The organism is uncultured Croceicoccus sp. (assembly GCF_947496385.1).
GTDB lineage: Bacteria > Pseudomonadota > Alphaproteobacteria > Sphingomonadales > Sphingomonadaceae > Croceicoccus.
In genome coordinates this window covers 1-5862 of the sequence record NZ_CANMCP010000031.1, presented here as the reverse complement: position 1 = coordinate 5862, position 5862 = coordinate 1, and the positions used below count along the sequence as shown (strand labels likewise).

Here is a 5862-nt window from a genome sequence, read left to right as displayed (position 1 = left end):
GTAATCCATGTGTTGACCGAATCGAGAGTGCCCCATATATGCCCTCTCACCGGACGGCGAGACGCTCTCTAGCGGGGCATCGGGGTTCGGTCGCCGACATATAGGACAGCTAGTCCCCCGGTCTTAGAGATTGGGGAACATTGGTTGTCCGCTTTATGTTTTGGTTGGATCTTTGACATTGTTGGTTTTAGATGAAGGGACATGTGGGCGACGGCGCCCGGTTTCGCGGCTTCAAGGCGCGAGTGACCGGTAACCAAGTCGATGCCGAAAGTTCTGTTGGCTTTAAGCTGATGGGATGAACATGTCCTTACGTAACCATTACGTTTGACAAGTGCAGGTATCGGCTCCTTGAATTCATTCGTCATGGCTTTCCCGTTTACGGGGGTTGTGATGGATTGGACACAAACTTGAGAGTTTGATCCTGGCTCAGAACGAACGCTGGCGGCATGCCTAACACATGCAAGTCGAACGAAGCCTTCGGGCTTAGTGGCGCACGGGTGCGTAACACGTGGGAATCTACCTTTAGGTTCGGAATAACTTCCCGAAAGGGATGCTAATACCGGATGATGTCTTCGGACCAAAGATTTATCGCCTTTAGATGAGCCCGCGCAAGATTAGGTAGTTGGTGGGGTAAGAGCCTACCAAGCCGACGATCTTTAGCTGGTCTGAGAGGATGATCAGCCACACTGGGACTGAGACACGGCCCAGACTCCTACGGGAGGCAGCAGTGGGGAATATTGGACAATGGGCGAAAGCCTGATCCAGCAATGCCGCGTGAGTGATGAAGGCCTTAGGGTCGTAAAGCTCTTTTACCAGGGATGATAATGACAGTACCTGGAGAATAAGCTCCGGCTAACTCCGTGCCAGCAGCCGCGGTAATACGGAGGGAGCTAGCGTTGTTCGGAATTACTGGGCGTAAAGCGCGCGTAGGCGGTCTACCAAGTCAGGGGTGAAATCCCGGGGCTCAACCCCGGAACTGCCCTTGAAACTATTAGACTAGAATCTTGGAGAGGTGAGTGGAATTCCGAGTGTAGAGGTGAAATTCGTAGATATTCGGAAGAACACCAGTGGCGAAGGCGACTCACTGGACAAGTATTGACGCTGAGGTGCGAAAGCGTGGGGAGCAAACAGGATTAGATACCCTGGTAGTCCACGCCGTAAACGATGATAACTAGCTGTCCGGGCACATGGTGCTTGGGTGGCGCAGCTAACGCATTAAGTTATCCGCCTGGGGAGTACGGTCGCAAGATTAAAACTCAAAGGAATTGACGGGGGCCTGCACAAGCGGTGGAGCATGTGGTTTAATTCGAAGCAACGCGCAGAACCTTACCAGCGTTTGACATCCTCATCGCGATTTCCAGAGATGGATTTCTTCAGTTCGGCTGGATGAGTGACAGGTGCTGCATGGCTGTCGTCAGCTCGTGTCGTGAGATGTTGGGTTAAGTCCCGCAACGAGCGCAACCCTCATCCTTAGTTGCCATCATTTAGTTGGGCACTCTAAGGAAACTGCCGGTGATAAGCCGGAGGAAGGTGGGGATGACGTCAAGTCCTCATGGCCCTTACACGCTGGGCTACACACGTGCTACAATGGCGGTGACAGTGAGCAGCGATCCCGCAAGGGCTAGCTAATCTCCAAAAACCGTCTCAGTTCGGATTGTTCTCTGCAACTCGAGAGCATGAAGGCGGAATCGCTAGTAATCGCGGATCAGCATGCCGCGGTGAATACGTTCCCAGGCCTTGTACACACCGCCCGTCACACCATGGGAGTTGGGTTCACCCGAAGGCGTTGCGCTAACTCGCAAGAGAGGCAGGCGACCACGGTGGGCTTAGCGACTGGGGTGAAGTCGTAACAAGGTAGCCGTAGGGGAACCTGCGGCTGGATCACCTCCTTTCTAAGGATGTTTGCGAAAGCGCCGATGCCAGCCATCGGAAGTGCTTCGCGGACTTCTAAAGAACATTGCCGTCGTCCTCATGTCCCTTCATCACTGGAAATTGGAAGCGAAGGTTTTGCCTTTGCTTTCGACGCCTGAGCTGGCTCACGCCCTCGCGGCCTTTTGGCCGGCGGTGGCAACGGGCCTGTAGCTCAGTTGGTTAGAGCGCACCCCTGATAAGGGTGAGGTCGGAGGTTCGAATCCCCCCAGGCCCACCATTTACGTCTGATAAGGGGCCTTAGCTCAGCTGGGAGAGCACCTGCTTTGCAAGCAGGGGGTCATCGGTTCGATCCCGATAGGCTCCACCAGACGGGCATTGGCCCAAGTAAATGGTGATGCGTTTTGCCGATGGTTATTCCAGGGATGAAGAGAAAAGCTATCCGGCCTTGCCGGTAGGTGGCGATCTGCGCTGCCGATCTTTGACATTGTGAATGGGTTTTTAATCGATGCCGTGGCGCATTGTATCGACCGGAAGGTTGGTATGTATGCGGCACTTACAGATGAAAATATCTGGCTGAGATTATCGTCCGCACCAATTGGATGCGACAGGGTTTATGCAAGCCTGTCGTTGATGGTGTGGATTCTCAAGCGTGAGGTAAGAGCATTTGGTGGATGCCTTGGCATGTACAGGCGATGAAGGACGTGGCACGCTGCGATAAGCGTCGGGGAGTTGTGAGCAAACTTTGATCCGGCGATTTCCGAATGGGGGAACCCACCTTCACCATTTCTCTCAGTTGTTGGTTGATCCTTGGATTAGCCAGCGGGTGAGTGAGGTGGAAAAGGTATTACCAGAGTGAATACATAGCTTTGGTGAAGCGAACCCGGGGAACTGAAACATCTCAGTACCTGGAGGAAAAGACATCAACCGAGATTCCGTTAGTAGTGGCGAGCGAACGCGGACCAGGCCAGTGCTTCTCATTCAATTAGCAGAACACTTTGGAAAGAGTGGCCATAGCGGGTGACAGCCCCGTATGCGAAAATGATGTGAGAAGACTCGAGTAGGGCGGGACACGTGAAATCCTGTCTGAACATGGGGGGACCACCCTCCAAGCCTAAATACTCGTACATGACCGATAGCGAACTAGTACCGTGAGGGAAAGGTGAAAAGCACCCCGATTAGGGGAGTGAAACAGTACCTGAAACCGAATGCTTACAAGCAGTTGGAGCCTCTTTAGGGGGTGACAGCGTACCTCTTGCATAATGGGTCAGTGACTTAATTTATCATGCGAGCTTAAGCCGTTAGGTGTAGGCGCAGCGAAAGCGAGTCTGAAATGGGCGCCAGAGTATGATGAATTAGACCCGAAACCCGGCGATCTAGGCATGACCAGGTTGAAGGTGCGGTAACACGCACTGGAGGACCGAACCGTTTAATGTTGAAAAATTATCGGATGAGTTGTGTTTAGGGGTGAAAGGCCAATCAAGCCGGGAAATAGCTGGTTCTCCGCGAAATCTATTGAGGTAGAGCGTCGGATGTATGCCGTTGGGGGTAGAGCACTGGATGGGCTAGGGGGTCGCGAGATCTACCAAACCTAACCAAACTCCGAATACCAACGAGTCTTATCCGGCAGACAGACGGCGGGTGCTAAGGTCCGTCGTCAAAAGGGAAACAGCCCTAACCTACAGCTAAGGTCCCCAAGTCATCACTAAGTGGGAAAGCATGTGGGAATCCCAAAACAACCAGGAGGTTGGCTTAGAAGCAGCCATCCTTTAAAGAAAGCGTAACAGCTCACTGGTCTAAATAAGGGTTCCTGCGGCGAAGATGTAACGGGGCTAAAGTGATGCACCGAAGCTTAGGGTTCATAGTTTACTATGAGCGGTAGCGGAGCGTTCCGTAGGCGAGTGAAGCGGGAGGGTAACCGACCGTGGACGTATCGGAAGTGCGAATGCTGACATGAGTAGCGACAAAAAGGGTGAGATGCCCTTTCGCCGAAAGACCAAGGGTTCCTACGCAATGCTAATCAGCGTAGGGTTAGCCGGCCCCTAAGACGAGCCCGAAGGGGGTAGTCGATGGGAACCACGTTAATATTCGTGGGCCTGAAGATGTGTGACGGATTGTGGCAGTCGTTCGATCTTATTGGATTGATCGGGCGGTGAAGCAGTCCCAGGAAATAGCCTCTTCATATAGACCGTACCCGAAACCGACACAGGTGGTCAGGTAGAGTATACCAAGGCGCTTGAGAGAAGTATCCTGAAGGAACTCGGCAAATTGCCTCCGTACCTTCGGAAGAAGGAGGCCCTGTATCGACGCAAGTCTTTGCAGGGGGCACAGGCCAGGGGGTAGCGACTGTTTAGCAAAAACACAGGACTCTGCTAAGTCGGCTTCAAGACGACGTATAGGGTCTGACGCCTGCCCGGTGCTGGAAGGTTAAGAGGAGGAGTGCAAGCTCCGAATTGAAGCCCCAGTAAACGGCGGCCGTAACTATAACGGTCCTAAGGTAGCGAAATTCCTTGTCGGGTAAGTTCCGACCTGCACGAATGGCGTAACGACTTCCCCACTGTCTCCAGGATATGCTCAGCGAAATTGAATTCTCCGTGAAGATGCGGAGTACCCGCGGTTAGACGGAAAGACCCCGTGCACCTTTACTGCAGCTTCAGAGTGGCATTAGGAAAGAACTGTGTAGCATAGGTGGGAGGCTTTGAAGCGACGGCGCCAGCTGTCGTGGAGCCATAGGTGAAATACCACCCTGTTGTTTTCTGATGTCTAACCTCGCACCGTTAGCCGGTGTAGGGACCCTCTGTGGCGGGTAGTTTGACTGGGGCGGTCGCCTCCTAAAGAGTAACGGAGGCGCGCGATGGTAGGCTCAGGACGGTTGGAAACCGTCTGCAAGAGTGCAATGGCATAAGCCTGCCTGACTGCGAGACTGACGAGTCGAGCAGAGACGAAAGTCGGTCATAGTGATCCGGTGGTCCCTCGTGGAAGGGCCATCGCTCAACGGATAAAAGGTACGCCGGGGATAACAGGCTGATGATTCCCAAGAGCTCATATCGACGGAATCGTTTGGCACCTCGATGTCGGCTCATCACATCCTGGGGCTGGAGCAGGTCCCAAGGGTTTGGCTGTTCGCCAATTAAAGTGGTACGTGAGCTGGGTTCAGAACGTCGCGAGACAGTTTGGTCCCTATCTGCCGTGGGCGTCGATACTTGAAAGGAGTTGCCCCTAGTACGAGAGGACCGGGGTGAACATACCTCTGGTGTACCTGTCATCCTGCCAAGGGTGCCGCAGGGTAGCTATGTATGGACGGGATAACCGCTGAAAGCATCTAAGCGGGAAGCCTCCCTTAAGATTAGGTATCTTCGAGTCGTGATAGACCATCACGTTGATAGGCCGGGTGTGGAAGTGCGGTAACGCATGGAGCTAACCGGTCCTAATAACTCTGATCATGCTTGATGAATCTGCACCATCAATGACAGCCTTGGGTCGCCCCGAGCGTCGTTGACCGGACGGTCATCCAGCCAGATACGCCCAAGTACATTGCATCGATTAAAACCCGTGACACGCCAGCTTCATTGCTTGGTGACCATAGCGTCTGTGACCCACCCGATCCCATCTCGAACTCGGCCGTGAAACCGGACAGCGCCGATGGTACTAATGCTCAAGCATTGGAAGAGTAGGTCGTCGCCAGGCATTGAAGCCAGCGTGTCACGGGTATAACCCATTCACTTGTCAAAGGGCTGACCCCAAAAGGGCAGCCCTTTTTCCACGTTGGCGCAAAGCCAACCCGGCGCAATACGCGCCCGTCGCGGGGTGGAGCAGTCCGGTAGCTCGTCAGGCTCATAACCTGAAGGTCGTTGGTTCAAATCCAACCCCCGCAACCAACCTCTACAAGCGCTTGGGTCCAAGTCCGCTCCGGCGGATCGTGCGGCAATGATCGCAGCCCGCCTCGTTCAGCAAGCCCGTTCAGGATCTGCGCGAAGGTGTCCGCGGGAAGAA

Annotated in this window: 3 tRNA genes and 3 rRNA genes; all 6 read left to right on the top strand. The window is 53.9% G+C overall.

From position 1 onward, the window contains the following. Window positions 1–403: 403 nt before the first annotated feature. The 6 genes from Q0897_RS15850 to Q0897_RS15825 all read left to right on the top strand — a co-directional run bounded on the left by Q0897_RS15850 (window position 404) and on the right by Q0897_RS15825 (window position 5747). Window positions 404–1892: ribosomal RNA gene (locus tag Q0897_RS15850) — 16S ribosomal RNA — on the top strand. Window positions 1893–2072: 180 nt separating this feature from the next. Further along, window positions 2073–2149 (top strand) — tRNA-Ile (locus Q0897_RS15845). 14 nt (window positions 2150–2163) lie between these two features. Continuing rightward, window positions 2164–2239 (top strand) — tRNA-Ala (locus Q0897_RS15840). Between the two features lie 277 nt (window positions 2240–2516). Beyond that, window positions 2517–5320, top strand: a 23S ribosomal RNA gene (locus Q0897_RS15835). A 121-nt stretch (window positions 5321–5441) separates the two neighbouring features. Continuing rightward, window positions 5442–5556 (top strand): 5S ribosomal RNA (rrf, locus tag Q0897_RS15830). The 16S, 23S and 5S rRNA genes sit together here with 3 tRNA genes alongside, the layout of an rRNA operon. 114 nt (window positions 5557–5670) lie before the next feature. After that, window positions 5671–5747, top strand: a tRNA-Met gene (locus Q0897_RS15825). Window positions 5748–5862: the final 115 nt, after the last annotated feature.